2 pseudogenes are annotated in these 387 nt (G+C 57.9%); both read right to left on the reverse strand.

What is annotated here, in order from left to right:
- Nucleotides 1-239, reverse strand: a pseudogene (locus EOA32_RS38140) (GNAT family N-acetyltransferase); the annotation flags it as partial.
- 23 nt (nt 240-262) lie between these two features.
- Nucleotides 263-387, reverse strand: a pseudogene (locus EOA32_RS38145) (amidohydrolase); the annotation flags it as partial.

Below are 387 nucleotides of genomic sequence, written 5' to 3' on the forward strand. Positions count from 1 at the left end.
GTCTCATCGTCGTGGCGCATGAAGGCACCACCGGCGATCGGCTTGCCGTCCCGCAGCAGCAGCAGGAAATTGCCCGAAGGCGGGCTGAAGGCCTCCGGCGGATATTTGTTCAGCTCAGCTCTCGCCCCTTCAGCGTTGAAAAAGGTGCCGTAACGGCTGTCATATTCGAACAGCAACTCCTCCAGAAGCGGGGTTGCGAGCGGATCTTTGACCGATGTGTAGAAAAAACTGTCGCTCATGTCCTTGTCCTCAATTTTTTGCGTCAGGAGAGGTAGGCTTCGGCCAGGCGCACCCAGAAACGCGCTGCCGGTGGGATGATCGCATCGTTGAAATCATAATGGGGGCTGTGCAGCGGCGCGCTTTCGCCATTGCCGACGAAGAGATAGG

The sequence above is a fragment of the Mesorhizobium sp. M1A.F.Ca.ET.072.01.1.1 genome, from assembly GCF_004023325.1.
GTDB lineage: Bacteria > Pseudomonadota > Alphaproteobacteria > Rhizobiales > Rhizobiaceae > Mesorhizobium.